This is a genomic window from Planomonospora sp. ID67723 (assembly GCF_015711605.1).
GTDB lineage: Bacteria > Actinomycetota > Actinomycetes > Streptosporangiales > Streptosporangiaceae > Planomonospora_A.
Genome location: NZ_JABTEZ010000002.1, coordinates 1,478,911 through 1,497,116, shown reverse-complemented (window position 1 = coordinate 1,497,116; position 18,206 = coordinate 1,478,911). Strand labels below are relative to the sequence as shown.

The window sequence follows — 18,206 nt, the reverse complement described above, 5'->3', positions numbered from 1 at the left end:
GCACCCGGCCCGGTACGGGAACCCGTCCAACTCTCCTGGAGGCCCCCGGCCATGCGATCCTACAAACCCCCCGCCCCCCTGACCGCCGCGGTGCTGAGCGTCCTGGCGGGCGCCGCCCTGCTCGCGCCCGTCTCACTCGGCGCCGCCTCCTCCGCCGCCGCTCAGGCCGCGCCCCCGGCCGGCACCGGGCCCATCGTCAAGCTCTGGAGCTGGAACTGGAACTCGGTCGCGCGCGAGTGCACCGACGTCCTCGGCCCCGCCGGCTACGGCGCCGTCCAGGTTTCCCCGCCGCACGACTCGATGAGCAAGGGCGGCTCGGTCTGGTGGGACATCTACCAGCCCGCCCGCTACACGCTCACCAGCAAGTTCGGCGACGAGGACGCCTTCAAGCGGATGATCAAGGCCTGCCACGACGCGGGCCTCGAGGTCCACGCCGACGCGGTCATCAACCACATGACCGGCCAGGGCAGCACCAGCTACGGCGGCTACGGCTTCAGCAAGTACGACTACCCCGGCACCTACTCCTCCTGGGACTTCCGCAACTCCCCCGCCTGCGTCATCGACGACGCCGACTACAGGAACGACGGCTGGCGGGTGCAGAACTGCGAGCTGTCCGGCCTGGCCGACCTCAACACCGGCTCCGAGTACGTCCGCAACCAGATCGCAGGCTGGCTCAACAGGCTCACCGCCCTGGGCGTGGACGGCTTCCGCGTCGACGCGGCCAAGCACATCCACCCCGACGACCTGGCCGCCATCAAGTCCAAGCTGACCGGCTCGCCGTACCTGCATCTGGAGGTCATCCACGGCGACGGCGAGAAGGTCCAGCCGGGCCAGTACACCGGCATCGGCGACGTGCACGAGTTCGTCTTCGGCCGCAAGCTGAAGGAGCAGTTCACCGGCCAGATCCACTGGCTGGAGACGTTCGGCCAGAGCTGGGGCCTGTCGGTGCCCGGCGACAAGGCCGTGACGTTCGTCGACAACCACGACACCGAGCGCAAGGAGTCCTGGAAGAACGACGCCACGCTCACCTACAAGTACGGCGACACCTACAAGCTCGCCAACGTCTTCATGCTGGCCTGGCCGTACGGCACACCGCGCGTCTACTCCGGCTTCACCTGGAGCGACAAGGAGGCCGGCCCGCCCTCGTCGGGAGGCGGCTTCGTCACCGACGCCGACTGCGGCAGCGGCCGGTGGACCTGCTTCCACCGGCAGATGACCGGGATGGTCGGCTTCCACAACGCCGTGGCGGGCACCTCGGTCGGCAACTGGTACGACAACGGCAACAACGTGATCGCCTTCAGCCGCGGGAACAAGGGCTGGGTCGCGATCAACAACGAGGGCGGCTCCGTCACCCGCACCTTCACCACCGGCCTGCCCGCCGGCACCTATGCCAACGTCGCCGGGAGCGGCTCGGTGACCGTCGGCTCGGACGGCACCGCGAGCGTGACCGTCCCCGCCAAGAGCGCGGTCGCCGTCCACGTCGGCGGCGGACCCACCCCGACGCCCACGCCGACGCCCTCTCCGACGGTGGACCCCGGCAGGATCGCCACCTCCTTCAACGCGAACGTGACGACCTCCTGGGGCCAGAACGTCTTCGTCGTCGGCGACGCGGCCGAGCTGGGCGGGTGGAACCCGGCGAAGGCGGTGGCGCTGTCGTCGGCCGACTATCCGGTCTGGAAGGCGACGGTGAACCTCCCGGCCGGCAGGTCGATCTCCTACAAGTACATCAAGAAGAACCCCGACGGCTCGGTGACCTGGGAGAGCGACCCCGACCGCTCCTTCACCACCCCCTCCAGCGGTACGGCGACGCGCACCGACACCTGGCGCTAATCTCCGGGCCCCGGCCGTACCCGAGATCGTCCTGCCCCGGTGTCGCGGCGCCGGGGCAGGGAGGGCGCTTCCGGGATCACGCTTCCACGGGCTCCCGGAAGCACCGTTCCGGTATCGCCGTGGATCAGGAATGATTGAGCCGATATCTCGCGCCATATGCCAGACGATCGTTCACGCGTGCTGGCAGGCCGGTACCGACTGCAGGAGCCCCTCGGCGAGGGCGGCGTGGGGATCGTCTGGCGGGCCTGGGATCCGGCGTCGGGCTGTTCTGGTTCTTCATCCCCGAAGGCGAGTGGGCCGAGGCCGGCGCGCACGTCGACACGTTCACCCGGACCTTCCAGATCAACTGACCGCCGGCGCCGTACTCAGCCGCCGTTTCCGGCCGGTCCGCCCGAGAGGTAGATGGTCCGCCTCTCCTTGCGGGCGCGGCGGGCCGCGGGCAGGCGGGGCGCGTTGTGGGCGGCGAGCAGGGCCGCGGCCTCCTCCCACGGCAGGAACGCCGCGTCGTCCAGTTCCTCGGCCTGCAGCCGGAGCTCGACCGGGCCGTCGAGGACGCCGCCGTCGAACAGGAAGTTGACCAGGACACGGGGGCGGTCGTCCACGGGCGGGGACCAGTCGACGACGAGAAGGTCGCCGGCCCGCACGGCCAGGCCGAGCTCCTCGCCGATCTCCCGCGCCGCGCACTCCTGGGGCAGCTCGCCGGGCTCGATGACGCCCCCGGGGATCATCCAGTACGGCCGGTAGTTCGGCTTGACCAGCAGGACGCGGTCCTCGGCGTCGGTGAACAGCAGGCAGGCCGAGGCGAACACGGTGGGCAGGGTGGCGTACCACTCCGCCGGCTCAAGGTGGGGCTCACTCATCTTGATCACGCTACCTCCGCGAGCCGGACACGGCTGCGGGGATCGCGGTCGGCGCCTGTTCCCACCGGGGACGCCGTGCTGTCACCACGCTTATTTATATGTACATTGGTACCATGGTAACAGTTGAACGGGTCCAGACCGGGCTCCGCATCGAGAAGAGCATGCTGAAGGTCCTCAAGGGCCTGGCCGAGTATCTCGACATGTCCGTCGGAGATCTCGTGGAGGGCATCGTCCTGCACGCCTTCGAGGGCAGGGCCCCGTTCTCGCCGGAGACGACGGCCAAGATCGACCAGCTCAAGGAGGTCTATTCCATGACGCTGACCTCCGCCGACGCGCACAGGCTCAAGGAGGCCCCGTGAAGCTCACCGGGACTCTCACCGTCCCCCTCCCCCCGGAGGAGGCCTTCCACCTGTTCACCGCCCGGGGCGAGGAGAGGTGGGTGGAGGGCTGGCGGCCCCGGTTCCCCGTCCCCGTCGAGGACGACACCGCACCGGGCACCGTCTTCGAGACCGGCGCCCACGAGGCGGGCACCGGACACCGCGCTCGATGACGGACACCGGCCGGCCGGCATGCCGCCGGCGTGAAGGGCTGTTCCCGGTCCCGTCCGGCGGGCCAAGATTGTCCGGTGAACCGTACGGCCACGCGCCTGGGCGTGATCCTGCTCGCCGGACTTGCGGCGGCCGCCGTCGCGCTGGCCCTGCCGTCGCCTCCGTCTCCCCGCTCCTCCCCCGGCGCCGCCGGAGACACCGCGCAGACCGCGCCGCCCGGCGTGCGGGTGGAGCGGCGCAGCGGGCGGGACCACGTGCTCACCGTCGCCTCGCCCGCCCTGGGCCGCGAGGGCAGGGTCCGGGTGCTGCTCCCCGGGGGCTGGCGGCCGGGCTCGGGCCCGTGGCCGGTGCTGTATCTGCTGAACGGCTGCTGCCAGCCCGCCTACGACTCCTGGGCGATCGAGGGGGAGGCGGCGAGGCTCACCGCGCGCCACCCGGTGATCGTGGTCATGCCGGAGAGCGGCTCGGTCGGCTTCTACTCCGACTGGCGCGACGGCCCGGGATGGGAGACCTTCCACCTCACCGAGGTCCGCGGGATCCTGGAGCGCGACTACGGCGCCGGGGACCGGCGGGCGGTGGCGGGGCTCTCGATGGGCGGGTTCGGCGCGATCTCCTACGCGGCCCGCCACCCGGGCATGTTCCGCGCGGCGGCCTCCTTCTCCGGCGTGCTGGACACCACCGAGAGCGCCCCCTGGCTGCTGGAACGCCACGGCGAGGATCCGGCGGACCTGTGGGGGCCTCCGGGCGGCCCGCTGTGGCGGGCGCACAACCCGGTCGCCCTGACCGCGCGCCTCAAGGGCGTACGGCTCTTCGTCTCCTGCGGTGACGGGAACCCCGGCCCGCTGGACGACCCGTCCGCTTCCCGCGACGGCGGCGAGGCCACCCTGCTCGCCCAGGCCGAGGCGTTCGCCGAACGGGCCAGGGCGGACGGCGCCGACATCACCACCGACTTCTACGGCCCCGGTACGCACAGCTGGCCGTACTGGCAGCGCTCCCTGGAACGCGCCCTCCCCATGCTGATGGACGCGATCGACGCCGGGTGACGCCGTCCGGCCGGTCCGGGGTCCCGTCCCCGCGGCCGGTGGAGGCGGCCAGGGCAGGCTCACGCGCGGTGCGCGCGGTGCGGCGCGTGCCCGCTGGGTCTCGCACGACCGGGACGGCGCGGCGCTCCCGCCGGGGACTCCAACGGGATGCCAGCGACAGGTGTTGTGTCACCTAAAGATACCTAGATCGCGATTATCGCCCTAATTTCCGGTTATGACACTGCTCGACAACCTGTCATTCCAACGGGGAAGGAACCATGACGAACTTCGATCAGATCCGGGGCAAGGCCAAAGAAGCCACCGGAAAGGTGACCGGCAACGAGGGCATGACCAGCCGCGGCCAGGCCGAACAGGCCAAGGGCAAGGCGAAGCAGGCGGCCAAGAAGGTCAAGGACCGCGCCAGGGAAACGGGCGAGAACGCACGGGACACCTTCACCCCGTAACCGGAACGCTCCGGATCGCCGGCGCCGCGGACGGGTTCGCCCGTCCGCGGCGTCTCGCGTGTCAGGCCCCTTGCCAGGTTCTTGCCAGGCTCCTGCCAGGCCCCTCATATCGAGCTCCGCACGGACCGGACCCCCATCCCCGGAAAGTTAAGCCGGGCGACTCCGGACGTTCAGCCCGCGAACCCCTTACCGGTCACCCTCGTGGCTAGCGTGCTTAACACCCCAGCTCAGGGGCGCTGCCGTAGGTAAGAGGAGTCACCTTGCGAGTCCTGGCCGTCATCCCCGCCCGTGGAGGTTCGGCGGGCGTCCCGCTGAAGAACCTGGCCGCCGTGGGCGGCACGCCTCTCGTCGCCCGCGCGGTGAAGGCCTGCGTCCGGGCCGAGCTGATCGACGAGGTCGTGGTCAGCACCGACCACCCGGAGATCGCCGAGACCGCCCGCGCCGCCGGGGCCGCCGTCATCGACCGGCCCGGCGAGCTGAGCGGCGCGACGGCCTCCAGCGAGTCGGCCGTGCTGCACGTGCTCGACCACATGCCCGACCTCCCCGACGTGGTCCTGCTCGTCCAGTGCACCAGCGCCTTCATCGACCCGGCCGACCTGGACTCCGCGATCGCTAAGGTCCTCGACGGCAGCGCCGACGTGGTCTTCTCCGGACTGGAGACGCACGAGTTCCTGTGGGACGCCGCGGGTGCGGGCGTCAACCACGATCCGTCCTTCCGGCCGCGCCGCCAGGACCGGGAGCCGCACTACCGCGAGACCGGGGCGTTCTACGCGATGCGCACCGAGGGACTGCGCGAGCACGGGCACCGCTTCTTCGGCGCGGTCGCCGTGCAGCCGGTGCCGTCGCGGCACGCCGTCGAGGTGGACACCCCCGAGGACCTGGAGATCGTCCGGGCGCTGGCGCCGTTCGTCGACCTGCCCGAGCCGATCGACGTGGACGCCGTGATCACCGACTTCGACGGGGTGCACACCGACGACCGCGCCTACGTCGACTCCGACGGCCGGGAGATGGTCGCGGTCAGCCGCTCCGACGGCATGGGCATCTCGCTGCTGCGCCGGTCCGGCGTCAAGCTCATGATCATGTCCACCGAGCACAACCCGGTGGTCGCGGCCCGGGCCCGCAAGCTCGGCGTCCCGGTCCTGCAGGGCCTGACCGACAAGCGGACCGTGCTGCGCGACTGGCTGGCCATCGAGAACCTGGACCCGGCGCGCGTCGCCTACGTCGGCAACGACGTCAACGACCTCGGTCCGATGAGCGACGTCGGCTGGCCGGTCACCGTCCCCGACGCGCACCCCAGGGTCCGCGCCGTCGCCCGGGTCGTGCTCACCCGGCCGGGCGGGGCGGGGGCCGTACGGGAGCTGTGCGACCGGGTCCTGGCCGCCCGCCCCGAGCAGTCCGCCGTGCTCCCGGCGGCCTCCGCGCCCCGCGCCGAGCTACGGCTCGCCCCGGCCGCCCGGCCCGTCCGGATCGGTGACGCGCTGGTCGGCGCGGGCGAGCCGGTCTACGTGATCGCCGAGATCGGCATCAACCACAACGGCGACCTGGACATCGCGCGCCGGTTGATCGACGTGGCCGCCGAGGCGGGCTGCCAGGCGGTCAAGTTCCAGAAGCGCACGCCGGAGATCTGCGTCCCGCTGGAGCAGCGCGACCAGATCCGGCAGACGCCGTGGGGCGAGATGACCTACATGGAGTACAAGATCCGCACCGAGTTCGGCGTGGACGAGTACACCCAGATCGCCAAGTACGCCGCCGAGCGCGGGCTGCACTGGTTCGCCTCCCCGTGGGACGTGCCGTCGGTGGAGTTCCTGGAGGAGCTGGAGGTCGTCACGCACAAGGTCGCCTCGGCGAGCGTGACCGACCTGGAACTGCTGCGCGCGCTCGCCGAGACGGGCAAGCCGATCATCCTGTCCACCGGCATGTCCACCCTGGAGGAGATCGACCGGGCGGTGGAGATCCTGGGCACCTCCAGACTGGTGCTGATGCACGCCACCTCGACCTACCCCCTGCCGCCCGAAGAGGCCAACCTGCGCACGATCGTCACCCTCCAGGAGCGCTACGGCGTGCCGGTCGGCTACTCCGGTCATGAGCGCGGCCTGCAGATCTCGCTGGCCGCCGTCACGCTGGGCGCGGTGACCGTGGAGCGGCACATCACCCTGGACCGCACCATGTGGGGTTCCGACCACGCCGCCTCGCTGGAGCCGGCCGGCCTGGAGCACCTGGTCCGCGACATCCGCATCATCGAGACCGCACTCGGCGACGGCGTCAAGCGGGTCTTCCCCGGCGAGCAGGCCCCCAAGTCCCGCCTGCGCCGCGTCACGGTCTAGGTTCCCTCACCGCGAACCGGGCCTCCGCCGTCCGGCCCCGGCCCCGATCGGGGCCGGGGCCGGACCCGTGCACAGGCCGGGCCGGCAACCGCCGACCGTCAGCCTTTGACGGTCAGCAGCGGGCGCAGCTCGACGACGGGGTCGGCCACCCCGGCCCGGCGGAGGCTGGAGACGACCGGTCCGATGTCCTTGTAGACCCACGGCGCCTCCTGTTTGAGGTCGCGGCGCCAGGCGGCCATCACGTCGGAGCGCCGGGTGACGGCCGGGTCACGGTGGTCGAGCGGGGTGACCACCCGGAACTCCCGCAGGAAGGCGTCCAGGTCGGCGTCGCTCGCGCCGGCCGCCGCGCCCCGCCGCACCCGGCGGCCGGCGCCGTGGCAGGCGCTCGCCAGCGTCCGGGAGCTGCCGCGCCCGCGCAGCACGTAGCTGGGCGCCCCCATCGAGCCGGGGACGATGACGGGCTCACCCCACATCGCGTACGGCCCGCCCTCCGTCTCGGCGTACCCGCCCGCCGGCGTGGCGCCCTTGCGGTGCACGACGTACCCGTCATCGTCCTGCCACAGCAGGTTGTGCGGGGCGTCGTACACGAGATCGGCGGCGAGATCCCCGCACTCGGCGGCCAGTCCGGCGCGCATCATCAGCGCGAGGAAGAACCGGTTGCCCACCGCGAAGTTCGCCGCGTTGCCGAACGCGTCGAGGTAACGCCGCAGCATCGGCTCGGATCTCCCGCCGAGCGCCATCGGGAGGATCCTGTTGGCCGGCAGGGGGACGCCGCCGGGCCAGGCCGCCCTGGCCTGGTCCAGCCCCGTGGCGTTGGCCTGGTGTCCCAGCGACAACGAGCCGCTGTGCGCCATCAGCACCACCTGCCCGGGGACGAAGCCCCAGGCGTAGGCGGCCTGCCGGTCGTGGACGGCCGAGACGTACTGCAGTTCCGCGAAGTGGTTGCCTCCGCCCACGCTGCCGATGATGCTGTCGTAGCTGGTACCGCCCGCGCTGTGGATCCAGTCGCGGAAGGCGTCCGCGGTGCCGACCGGGTAGCGGGCCCCGTGGATCCGTCCCGGGAGCGCGTCGCCGGGCTGCAGCGCCGCCCACACCCCGTCCGCCGTCCGCGGCGTTCCCGCACCGAGCAGGCCCGGCAGCCCGTCACGCAGAAGCGCCTCTCGCTGGAGACCGGACAGTGCGACGCGTCGGCCTCCCTCGAAGAACAGGTGCCGCAGCCGCCGTTCCAGCGCGTCCAGCCGGGGATGCACCTGCTCGACGGTCAGCGACGTCGTCTCCAGCCGCATGCCGCAGTTGACGTCGTTGCCGACCGCCTGGGGCACCAGTGCCCCGCGCGTCTGCAGAACGGTGCCGATCGGGATGCTGGCGCCCTTGTGGAAGTCGGGGGTGAGCACGACCCGGCTGATCGCCGCGTCCGCGTGCCCGGCCGCGGCGCCGAGCCGCTCCAGGGTGTCGGCGGTTTCGAGCAGCGTGAGGATCTCGTCGACGGCGCCGGACTCGATGGGTACGTCGACGCCGGCGCAGAGGTCCACGGGAATGCCCCACCGGTTGGGCAGGCGGAGCCAGTTGTCGTCGATGCGGACCAGCCTGGGGTCCTGCTGGGGCGCGGCGGCACCGCGCCGCCTGGAGTTCGCCATGAAGACGTCAAGCCTTTCTGTCGGCCGCTGATGGGGAAGGGAGGATCCGGCGCGGGGAAGGCGGGTTCCCGCGAGGAGGGGAGGCCCTCAGGCGTCCCGCCGGTGGACGGTCGGGGACGCGGGCACGGTCGCGCGCGGCGCATACAGACGCACGCGGGCGCGCGTGACGACGCCGGCATGCGGGCCGGCGGACTCCCCGGGGTTCAGCAGCCGCGAGGCGATGTCCGCCCACCATAACGGCGGCGCTCGGCGTTACCAACCGGTTTTCGCCGCCCCGACCGGCCCTGCCGCGGGACCCGCGGGCCGTACGGCATCGCAGATGTTCACCGCCGCGTCCCGGCGCGTTCAGCCCGGGCACTCCGGAGATCGCTACGGTTCAGGCGACCGTGTCCGCTCCAGACCCGCGAGGGAAAACCTTGATCAAACTGTCGGTCGTCGTCCCGGTGCGGGACGCCGAGCCCTACATCTCCGACGCGCTCACCTCGCTGTCGCGCAACGCGCGGCGGGACTTCGAGTTCATCGTCGTGGACGACGGGTCTGCGGACGCGACCGGGCAGGTCATCGAGGACTTCCGCGGTGACCTGCCGGGCCTGGTCGTGCTGCGCAACGAGACCCCGGTGGGCCTGGCCGACGCCCGCAACCTCGGGCTCTCGCTGGCCTCCGGCCGCTACGTGACCTTCATGGACGGCGACGACTGGCTCGCACCCGGCTATCTCCCCGGCCTCGTCGCCGCGATCGAACGGCTGGGCTGCGACTTCGTCCGGGTGGACCACGTGCAGGCGGAGGGACGCAGGCGGGTGGTCCACCGGGCACCGCTGGCCGTGCGGGAGACGGTGTTCAAACCGCGCGAGCACATCCTGCCCGCCCGGTCGAAGACCATGGTCGACTACCCCTACGCCTGGGCCGGGATCTACCGCCGCGACCTGGGCGAGCTGCTGACCTTCCCCGGCCACCTGCACACCGCCGAGGACCGGCCCTGGATCTGGCGGCTGCACCGGGAGGCGAGCTCGTTCGCGGTGGTCTCCCTGACGGGTCTCTTCTACCGGCGGATGGTGTCCGGTTCGCTGACCCAGGTCGGCGACGAGCGTCAGCTGCACTTCTTCGATGCCTTCGAGCTGGTCTTCGACGACCTTCCCGAGGAGTTCGCGGCCAAGGCGGTGCGCCAGTTCTGCGCCCTGCTCGCCCACCACCTGGAGCTGCGCGAGCGCTTCTCCCCCGGGTTGCGTGCCCGCTTCGAGCGACGAGGCGCGGACGCCCTGCGCCGGCTCCCGCAGGACCTGCTGGCCGCGACGAGACTGGACCCGGAACGTGACGAGATCCTGCGCGGGCTGCTGGAGGCCCGTTGAGCTCCTCCCGGGTCCGCAGAGTCCCCGGGCGGGGTTCCTCCACACCGGAGGTCCGATGTCCCGCCGCCCGAGGCCGGAGCCCGCGGCCTCCCCACCGCCTCCGAACCGGGAGATCCGATGACGCAACTGTTCTACGCCTCGACCCTGTTCGGCGCGATGACGCTGGCCGCCGCGATCGACGAGGGCGCGTTCGGGCCGGGCGGGAGCCGCAGGATCCTGCTGGTCTCCAACAACGCGGCCGTCCCGGAGATCACCCCCTCGCTGGACGGGACGCCGGGGTTCGCCGCGCTGCGCCCGCGCTTCGACGAGGTGTGGTCGTGGAACGAGATCGTGGCCCCGCTGCACCCGTCGGACTGGAAGGCCCGGATCATCGAGGTGCCGATGACGGGCCGCCTGCTCTGCTCCCACCTGTCGCTGGGTGACGGCCCGGACGAGCTGGTCGTGGAGTCCGTCGCGGTCCCCCCCGCGCGGACCCTCGCCGGGCTGATCAGGGACTGTCCGATCACGGTCTACTCCGACGGTCTGATGAGCTACGGCCCCACCCGCGACCCGCTGCCCGGTGAGATCGCCGGCCGGATCACCAGGCTGCTCCACCTGGACCTGGTGCCGGGCCTGGCGCCGCTGCTGCTGTCGGAGTACGGGGTGCCCGCGCGGACGGTCGGTGACGAGGCGTTCCTGCAGGTCCTCGCCGAGGTGTCCGGCGCGGGAGACCCCGTGCCGGGAGCCGGCGCTCCGGAGGGCGGCCGGGCGATGATCCTCGGGCAGTACCTGTCGGCGCTCGGCATCCTCACCCCCGAGGAGGAGACCGGGCTGCACGCGGACATGCTGCGCGCCCTGGCCGCGCGCGGCTTCGCCTCCGTGCTGTTCAAGCCGCATCCGGCCGCCGGGCGGCGGCACGCGCGGCAGCTCCGCGAGACGGCCGCGGAGCTCGGCGTCGAACTGACGGTGGCCGGGGAGACGGTCCCGGCCGAATCATGCTTCGCGGCGCTGCGGCCGGAGCTGGTGACCGGCTGTTTCTCCACCGCCCTGGTCACCGCCCGGCGCCACTTCGGGCTGGAGGCGGCGACCGTCGGCGGGGAGCTGGTGCTGGAGCGGCTGACGCCGTACGAGAACAGCAACCGCGTCCCCGTCACGATCACCGACGCCCTGCTGCCCCGGCTGGGGGCGGACGGCTCGCTGGAGGAGCCCCCGGCGGCCGACCTGCCGGGGCTCGTCCGCGCGGTCGGCTACTGCATGCAGAGTGAGGCCTACCCGGACCTGCGCGAGGAGGCCGCCGCCTACCTGGAGGCGCACGGCGCCGCCCGCTACTTCAAGCGCCAGCGCCTGGCCTCCCTGGACCTGCTGCCCGCCTCCTGCGCGTCCGGCTCCGCCGTCGCGCCGTCCGGCGCTCTCGGCAGGATCCGCCGCCGCCTGTCCCGGGTGCTGCCCTGACCGGGAGGTCGCGCCCACGGGCCGGTGGATCCGGCGCCGAGGCGGGCGGGAAGACCCACCGGGTCTCCCTCCCGCCTCGTCAGCCGAGCGTCTTCAGGTAGCGGCTCATCCGGCGTTTGGCCCGGTAGCCGGCCCGCAGCACGTTGGGCGGCACCTCGACGCGGAGCCGGGCGCGGCGGCGCGCCGCGGCGTGCTGCGGCCCGTCGAGCAGCGAGCGGGCGGGTGCCAGGCGGCCGGAGCGGGCCTGGCCGACGAGGGCGACCAGTCTGCTCGACCAGTCGCTCTCGGAGCTGTCGTGGAAGTAGTTGGCCCGGCACCAGTCCGCGTCCGGGGTGAGGAAACGCCCGTGGGACAGGTCGTCGAGCGTGCCGAGCACCCCGCTGCCCTCGAAGACCAGGTTGATCATCTCGGCGTTGACCCCGAAGTCGGACAGCACCAGGAGAGGCACCGACTGGGCGATCGCCTCCAGCGCGGCGGTCGAGCTGACCGTGACGAACCCGGCCGCGCGTTCCAGGTGCTCGCGCATCGGCCCCGCCGCGAAGCGCAGCGTGTCCTCGGGACCGCCCAGCTCCTGCCAGAGGCGCTGGTAGTGGTGGCGCTCATTGTGCGTCTGCCGCTCGCCGTCCAGCGCGCGGAGCTTGACCACCACGTCCAGGTCCGGCCGGTGCCCCGCCAGCTCGGCCAGGGAGGCCAGGATGCGCTCGCGCTCCTCGCGCCGCCTGGGCACCTTGGCCTGGGTGGCGAAGACCACCCGGTTACGCGGCCCGGTGCCCGGGGTCCGGCCGCCGGGAGCGGCACCGTGACCGCCGCCGTGACCGCCGGCGCGGCCGTCACCGTGCAGGAAGGGCAACCGGGCCAGCCCCACCTGCCCGCCCCCGCCCAGCCTCCGGCCGACCTCGGAGAACTCCTCGACCTCCCGTCCGCTGTGCAGCACGAACAGGTCGCACCCGCTCCGGAACAGCCACGCCTTCTCGGTCGCCGGGATCGATATCCCGGGCAGCCCCGAGACGAACACCGGCCTCGGCGACAGACCCGCGAGCACCTCGCCGGCGAGGATGTCCACCACCGGCCCGGTACAGGCCAGCAGTACCACGTCCGGCCGGAGCCGCTCGGCGGCACGGCGCAGCGCGCGGGCCGACAGCACCGGCGGCTCACCCGCCTCCCCGGGCGCCGGGCCCGCCGTCCCGGCCGTGGCCGGGCGAGGCCGCGGCGCTCCCGCCACGGCGGCGTGGATCTGCGCCGGAGACGGCGTGATGGGGGTGCGGATCACCGTCAGCTCCGCCGTGCAGCCCGGGGGCAGGTCCCCCAGCAGGCAGGCGGCCCATTTCAGGTAGGAATCCGAATCGGCCACGGCCAGGACTTTCAACCGCTGACTCCCGTGTCGTGATGGGCGAACATCGAAAGATGAGAGCGGAGCGAGGGTGCCGCCCGGGCGGTCCACCACTCGTCGGGGACCTCCACCGTCTCCACGGTGACGCCCCGGGCCGCCAGCAGGACCCGCAGGGAGGTGACCGCCGTGGAGGGCAGGCTCAGCACCCGCTGTTCCGCGGCCAGCCCGCGCAGGGTCATCTCCGCGGGCATCCCGCCGTCGTAGACGGTGATCCCGGGCTGCTCCCCGACCCGGGCGAGGTCGCCGGGGTCCTCCCGCCGGTGCGGGAAGTAGGCGACCGGCTCGGCGGAGCCGAGACCGGCCAGCCAGCCGAAATAGCGGTCGCGGTGGATGAGGCCGTTGCGGACCAGCGAGGTGCCCAGCACGACGGTGCGTTCCTCGGGCCGGGGCCTGCGCAGCGGCTGGGCGCGCAGCCAGGCGAAGTCGTGGGTGACCAGCTCGGCCCCGGTGCGCCGTACGGCCTCCGCCAGCCCGGCGGGAACCGGCAGCGCCGTGAAGACCGCCAGCCGTCCGGACCGGGCCGCGGCGCGCAGCCGCAGGCCCGCGGCGGTCCCCAGCAGGGTCCTGGCCGGGTTCGCGGCGGCCCGGGCCCGCAGCAGCGGCGTCCACATCCGGCCGGCGAGCAGTTCGAGGAGCCTGATCGTGGCCAGCCCGTCATCCACGATCACGATGCGGCGGGGGGCCGCCGTGAGCCATCCGGCCTGCACCTTCCCGGAGAACGCGTCGCCCACCACCCAGGTCAGGCCGCGGGGCGGGCGGGGCATGCCGGGTTCGGGCTCGGCCAGCTCCAGCCCGTCGGGCAGGGCGAGCCGCCGCAGCTCCCGGCGGGTGACGGTGAGCGGGCGCAGCCTCGCGCGGGGCACCAGGCGGGTGCGGGCGCCCAGCAGTCCGGCATGGTGGGCCTCCGCGACGCAGAGCATCTGCAGCGGGGACTCCACCCAGGCAACGGCCGAACCCTGCTCCCGCGCGTGGTCTCGACCGTCTTCCTCCACGCCGGGCGATGACCCGTTCACGACCAGGCCACCGTAGCCTGGCGGCCTTACGCGCCCGGGAACCGGAGGTGAACAGCCGACTACGCCGCCGCGTGCCCGCATGCCGCACGGCCGGGTGCGGTGCCGTCCGCCGGGCGCCCGTACCGGTGGGAGATCATGAGGGGCATGGATTTCGTCACTCTCAACAACGGCGTGAGGATGCCCCGGCTCGGCTTCGGCGTCTGGCGTGTGCCCGGCGGTGAGGCGGCCGCGGCGGTGTCCGCCGCGCTGGAGGCGGGCTACCGGAGCGTCGACACCGCCAAGCTCTACCGCAACGAGGAGGGGGTGGGCCGTGCGATCCGCGCGTCGGGGGTGCCGCGCGAGGAGCTGTTCGTCACGACCAAGCTCTGGAACGACGACCACGGCTACGACGCCGCGCTGCGCGCCTTCGACGCGAGCATGGACCGGCTCGGCCTCGACTACCTCGACCTCTACCTGATCCACTGGCCGGTCCCCGCTCAGGACAGGTACGTGGAGACGTGGAAGGCCCTGGAGAGGCTCCACGCCGAGGGCCGGGTCCGGGCCGTCGGGGTCTCCAACTTCACGGTGGAGACCCTGGACCGGCTGCTCGGGGAGGCCGGGGTCGTGCCGGCGGTCAACCAGATCGAGCTGCACCCGATGCTTCCCCAGGCGGAGCTGCGCAGATACCACGCCGAGCGCGGCATCGTCACCGAGGCGTGGAGCCCGCTCGGCCAGGGGCGGGGGCTGCTGGCCGAGCCGGTCCTGGCGAAGCTCGCCGCCAAGCACGGCAGGAGCCCGGCCCAGGTGGTGCTCCGCTGGCACCTCCAGCTGGGCAACGTCGTGATCCCCAAGTCGGTGACGCCGTCCCGGATCGCCGAGAACATCGACGTCTTCGGCTTCGCCCTGGACCCGGAGGACATGGCGGCGCTCGCCGCACTGGACACCGGCACGCGCCTGGGGCCGGACCCCGCGACGTTCAACCGCTTGGGCTGATTTATCAGCATTTTTGGCTTCTTTTGCTGAAGGGAGGCGGGGGGAGGCCTTCCGGCCCGGCATCTTGCCCAGCCGTTGCCGGGTCATGACTCACCCCGCCGAACCCGGTGCCGATGGGGTGGGCACAGAGCCGAATCCGCGAAACCGCGGAACCGGGAACCCACCTTTCCCGGGGTGAATCAGCGCGACCCCGCGCTGTAGGGCACTTCCCAGCCCGAACCCGTCAGCTAACCCGGTAGGCGCTATGGAAGCCAAAGGAGTCAATCCCTCGATGGGCAAGCACCGCCGTGTCTCTCCCCCGAAGAAGCGCCACCTGACCCGCGTGATCCTCGGGATGTCCGTCGCCGTCACCGGCGGCGCCGTCACCGCCCCCCAGGCCTTCGCCGCCGGCGCGCACGACCCCCTCAACGCGCCCGCCGCCGAGGTCCCCCAGCTGAGCTGGGCCGCCTCTGCCCCGTCCTCTCCCAAGACCCGCCTGCAGGTCATCGCCGAGGGCCTGCCCAAGGTCTCGGCCGCGCAGCTGCTGGCCGTCGCCGAGCAGCAGATCGGGATCCGGGAGAACTCCTCCGGCGGCGGGACCAAGTTCCACTCCTGGTACATGTCCTCCCCCCGGGTGAAGGAGACCATCGCCCGCGACGGCGGCAACGTGCAGGGGTACGCCAACGCCCCCTGGTGCGACATGTTCGTCTCGTGGGTCGGCGAGCAGGTCGGCATCCGCCCGACCGTCGGCTGGGACGCCTACACCGTCTCCCACGCCCAGTGGTTCCAGAACAACCGGCACTGGGGCGACACCCCGAGGCCCGGTGCGCTCGTCTTCTTCGACTGGAGCCGCGGCGACAGCATCTACGGGATCGACCACGTCGGCTTCGTCAAGCACGACAACGGCGACGGCACGATCACCACGATCGAGGGCAACACCGGCAACGGCAACGTCGAGCAGCGCGTCCGGCCCGAGTCGGAGGTCGTCGGATACGGCTACCCGGTCTACTCGTCCTGATCACGGAGCTTTCCGAAAGGGGTACGGTCCGCGTGAGCCGTACCCCTTTCCCGTGCCACCGCGAGTGGCCGGGTGATGGCGCCGGCCGGAATCCCCGCCCGGTGGAGCGGCCGCACCGAGGCCGTCGTCTCACGGCCTTTGACGGGACGACGGAAATAACGCCCCGTGGAATCACGTCAGGCGCCGGCGCCGGTCGACTCCGCCATTGCCTGCGATGTCGCCCATAACACCGATCGCGTCCACGGCCGCTCCTTCCCGGAACGGCGGCGACCGGGGCCCGGGCGGCTCGTCACGGTGACGGCGGTGGCAGGCGAGGCCGTGCCTCCCGGGCGATCCGCCCGTCTCCCACCAGGCGAGGAACCCCTCACAGTGCGTTCGCCCGCCGCACCGATCCGCGATCCCGGTGTCGTGGGGCGGCTTATCCGCGCCAGGGCCGAATCGCGCGAGGACGGCTTTCCCCGCCAGGCGGCGGACAGCACGTTTCTCTTGTTCCGGTCAACGTGGAAACAGTTTTTCACGGGCATTCGGATTTCGGGCGGGAATGACGTCTTCGCCGTTCGTCGTCGAAACGGTCCGCGCGCCCTCGGTCCGGTGGCGGTCCTTTCCCGACCGGCGAGGAGGGCCGCCCGGTCGTCACGAGCGCCTCGCCGCGATCGGGGCGGCACGTCCCCCTCCCGGCCGGAGGCCGCCCGGACACCTCCCGGGCCCTGCGCCAAGAGGCCGGTCGAGGGGCGTATGAGGCGGGAAGCGGCGAGATGCCACCTCCCGTGATGGGAGCGCTCCCAAGTGCCTGCTTGAGCACTTCCTCCCCGTTGACCATCAGATGTCCTGGGCATGTAGCCGCGATGTAACGGTTGAGTTTCGGGATATTGACGCCCCGGTGGCCCTTCGTCCACTCTTCGTGGGAGCGCTCCCAAAACACGCTGACGATTCACCCGTTGAGGCCGAGCTGTCGGGGACCGGCCTGCGACGTCACCTCCCATCGATTCGGGCGACCACCTGAGAGGGGTCCGGAATGTTGAACAACAAGCGGCAGGGCAAGCTGGCGGCCGTAGCGGTCATGGCGGCCACCGCCCTGGCGATCACCTCCTGCGGTTCGAGCGAGCCCAGCAAGCCCGCCGCCGACGGCGGCTCCGCGTCCGCCGCGGCCGAGCCGGTGACGATCACCGTCCACACCTTCGGCGGCGGCGAGAACTTCGGCTACGACGAGGCCGTCAAGAAGTGGAACGCCGAGCACCCGAACATCCAGGTCAAGTACCAGAACCTGACCGACCGTTTCGAGGACGTCTACCTGCCCCAGCTCCTGCAGAAGCTGCAGGCCGGCAGCGGCACCGCCGACATCGTCGGCATCGACGAGGGCGCGATGGGCCTGATGAAGGCCCGCCCGCAGTTCTTCGCCGACCTCGGCCAGTACGGGCTGGAGAGCCGCAAGGCCGACTTCCCGGCGGCGAAGTGGGAGAACGGCCTCAACAAGGACGGCAAGCTCTTCGCCCTCGGCACCGACATCGGCGGCATGACCATGTGCTACCGCAAGGACCTGTTCGAGAAGGCCGGTCTGCCGGGCGACCGCGAGGAGGTCGGCAAGCTCTGGCCCGACTGGAACGCCTTCATGGAAGTCGGCAAGAAGTTCCAGGCCGCCAACCCCGGCAAGGGCGACCCCAAGTTCCTGGACGGTCCGAACACCCTCTACAACGTGGTGCTGTCGCAGGAAGGGCCGAAGAACGGCAACATCGCCTACTTCGACACCAACAACCAGCTCGTCATCGACAAGAACCCGGCCGTCAAGACCGCGTTCGACACGGTGAAGTCCTTCAGCGAGGCCGGTCTGACCGCCAAGCTCGCCTCCTTCACCCCCGAGTGGAACGCCGCGATCAAGAAGGGCGGCTTCGCCACCATGGGCTGCCCGGCCTGGATGCTGGGTGTGGTCTCCGGCGCGGCCGGTGACGAGAACAAGGGCAAGTGGGACGTGGCCGCGGTTCCCGGCGGCGCCGGCAACTGGGGCGGCTCCTACCTCGCGGTGCCCGCGCAGAGCAAGCACCCCAAGGAGGCCGCCGAGGTCCTGAACTACCTCACCGGCAAGGAGGGCCACGTCCTGGCCTTCCAGGAGGCCGCAGCCTTCCCGAGCTCCCTGCCCGCCCAGCAGGACCCGGCGGTGGCCGACCTGAAGAACGAGTTCTTCAACGACGCGCCGACCGGCCAGATCTTCGGCGCCTCGGTCAAGGACCTGCTCCCCCTCTTCCTGGGTGAGAAGCACGCCCAGGTGAAGACCGCGGCGGAGAAGGTCCTGGAGGGCATGGACAAGGGCTCGATCCCCTACGGCGAGGCCTGGACCAAGTTCGTCGAGGCCGGCACCAAGGCAGCGGGCTGATCCC

Annotated in this window: 15 protein-coding genes and 1 riboswitch; of the genes, 11 read left to right on the top strand and 4 right to left on the bottom strand. The window is 72.0% G+C overall.

What is annotated here, in order from left to right; genetic code table 11:
- Positions 1-51 precede the first annotated feature (51 nt).
- Positions 52-1,830: a carbohydrate-binding module family 20 domain-containing protein gene (locus HS041_RS19330; RefSeq protein WP_196442046.1), complete on the top strand. Its 1,779-nt coding sequence runs from the start codon at positions 52-54 to the stop codon at positions 1,828-1,830.
- 365 nt (positions 1,831-2,195) lie between these two features.
- Here the strand turns inward: HS041_RS19330 and HS041_RS19325 are convergent, their stop codons facing one another.
- On the bottom strand, positions 2,196-2,690 hold the full coding sequence (locus HS041_RS19325; protein ID WP_196442045.1) for an NUDIX domain-containing protein: 495 nt from the start codon (positions 2,688-2,690) through the stop codon (positions 2,196-2,198).
- A gap of 113 nt (positions 2,691-2,803) precedes the next feature.
- On the opposite strand from HS041_RS19325, the gene HS041_RS19320 reads away from it, so the two are divergent.
- The 5 genes from HS041_RS19320 to HS041_RS19300 all read left to right on the top strand — a co-directional run bounded on the left by HS041_RS19320 (position 2,804) and on the right by HS041_RS19300 (position 7,048).
- Positions 2,804-3,049, top strand: coding sequence for a hypothetical protein (locus HS041_RS19320; RefSeq protein WP_196442044.1), 246 nt, complete (start codon positions 2,804-2,806; stop codon positions 3,047-3,049).
- Positions 3,046-3,240 carry a hypothetical protein gene (locus tag HS041_RS19315; protein ID WP_196442043.1) on the top strand — a complete coding sequence of 65 codons (195 nt, stop codon included), beginning with the start codon at positions 3,046-3,048 and terminating at the stop codon, positions 3,238-3,240. The genes HS041_RS19320 and HS041_RS19315 overlap by 4 nt, the downstream gene beginning before the upstream one ends.
- A gap of 75 nt (positions 3,241-3,315) precedes the next feature.
- Positions 3,316-4,281 (top strand): alpha/beta hydrolase, encoded by a 966-nt coding sequence (locus HS041_RS19310; protein WP_196442042.1) that lies wholly within the window; start codon positions 3,316-3,318, stop codon positions 4,279-4,281.
- A gap of 257 nt (positions 4,282-4,538) precedes the next feature.
- Positions 4,539-4,724: a CsbD family protein gene (locus tag HS041_RS19305; RefSeq protein ID WP_196442041.1), complete on the top strand. Its 186-nt coding sequence runs from the start codon at positions 4,539-4,541 to the stop codon at positions 4,722-4,724.
- Positions 4,725-4,984: 260 nt separating this feature from the next.
- Complete coding sequence (locus HS041_RS19300) at positions 4,985-7,048, top strand: N-acetylneuraminate synthase family protein (RefSeq protein WP_196442040.1); 2,064 nt, start codon at positions 4,985-4,987, stop codon at positions 7,046-7,048.
- Between the two features lie 98 nt (positions 7,049-7,146).
- Here the strand turns inward: HS041_RS19300 and HS041_RS19295 are convergent, their stop codons facing one another.
- Positions 7,147-8,685, bottom strand: a complete 1,539-nt coding sequence (locus tag HS041_RS19295) for an RtcB family protein (protein WP_196442039.1) — start codon at positions 8,683-8,685, stop codon at positions 7,147-7,149.
- Positions 8,686-9,101: 416 nt separating this feature from the next.
- Between HS041_RS19295 and HS041_RS19290 the strand changes: the two genes are divergently transcribed.
- Positions 9,102-10,031 carry a glycosyltransferase family 2 protein gene (locus HS041_RS19290; protein WP_196442038.1) on the top strand — a complete coding sequence of 310 codons (930 nt, stop codon included), beginning with the start codon at positions 9,102-9,104 and terminating at the stop codon, positions 10,029-10,031.
- 117 nt (positions 10,032-10,148) lie between these two features.
- The gene (locus HS041_RS19285; protein WP_196442037.1) at positions 10,149-11,462 is read left to right on the top strand and encodes a polysialyltransferase family glycosyltransferase; all 1,314 of its coding nucleotides are present in this window, start codon (positions 10,149-10,151) and stop codon (positions 11,460-11,462) included.
- A 79-nt stretch (positions 11,463-11,541) separates the two neighbouring features.
- Here the strand turns inward: HS041_RS19285 and HS041_RS19280 are convergent, their stop codons facing one another.
- Positions 11,542-12,813 (bottom strand): DUF6716 putative glycosyltransferase, encoded by a 1,272-nt coding sequence (locus HS041_RS19280; RefSeq protein ID WP_307845369.1) that lies wholly within the window; start codon positions 12,811-12,813, stop codon positions 11,542-11,544.
- 11 nt (positions 12,814-12,824) lie between these two features.
- Positions 12,825-13,865 carry a hypothetical protein gene (locus tag HS041_RS19275; protein WP_196442035.1) on the bottom strand — a complete coding sequence of 347 codons (1,041 nt, stop codon included), beginning with the start codon at positions 13,863-13,865 and terminating at the stop codon, positions 12,825-12,827.
- A 144-nt stretch (positions 13,866-14,009) separates the two neighbouring features.
- On the opposite strand from HS041_RS19275, the gene HS041_RS19270 reads away from it, so the two are divergent.
- From HS041_RS19270 to HS041_RS19260, 3 genes are all read left to right on the top strand, one after another.
- The gene (locus HS041_RS19270) at positions 14,010-14,837 is read left to right on the top strand and encodes an aldo/keto reductase (RefSeq protein WP_196442034.1); all 828 of its coding nucleotides are present in this window, start codon (positions 14,010-14,012) and stop codon (positions 14,835-14,837) included.
- A 118-nt stretch (positions 14,838-14,955) separates the two neighbouring features.
- A riboswitch (cyclic di-AMP (ydaO/yuaA leader) is annotated at positions 14,956-15,093 on the top strand.
- 15 nt (positions 15,094-15,108) lie between these two features.
- Positions 15,109-15,834: a CHAP domain-containing protein gene (locus tag HS041_RS19265; protein WP_196442033.1), complete on the top strand. Its 726-nt coding sequence runs from the start codon at positions 15,109-15,111 to the stop codon at positions 15,832-15,834.
- A gap of 1,015 nt (positions 15,835-16,849) precedes the next feature.
- A complete protein-coding gene (locus HS041_RS19260; RefSeq protein ID WP_196442032.1) occupies positions 16,850-18,202 on the top strand; it encodes an ABC transporter substrate-binding protein in 1,353 nt (450 codons plus the stop codon).
- Positions 18,203-18,206: the final 4 nt, after the last annotated feature.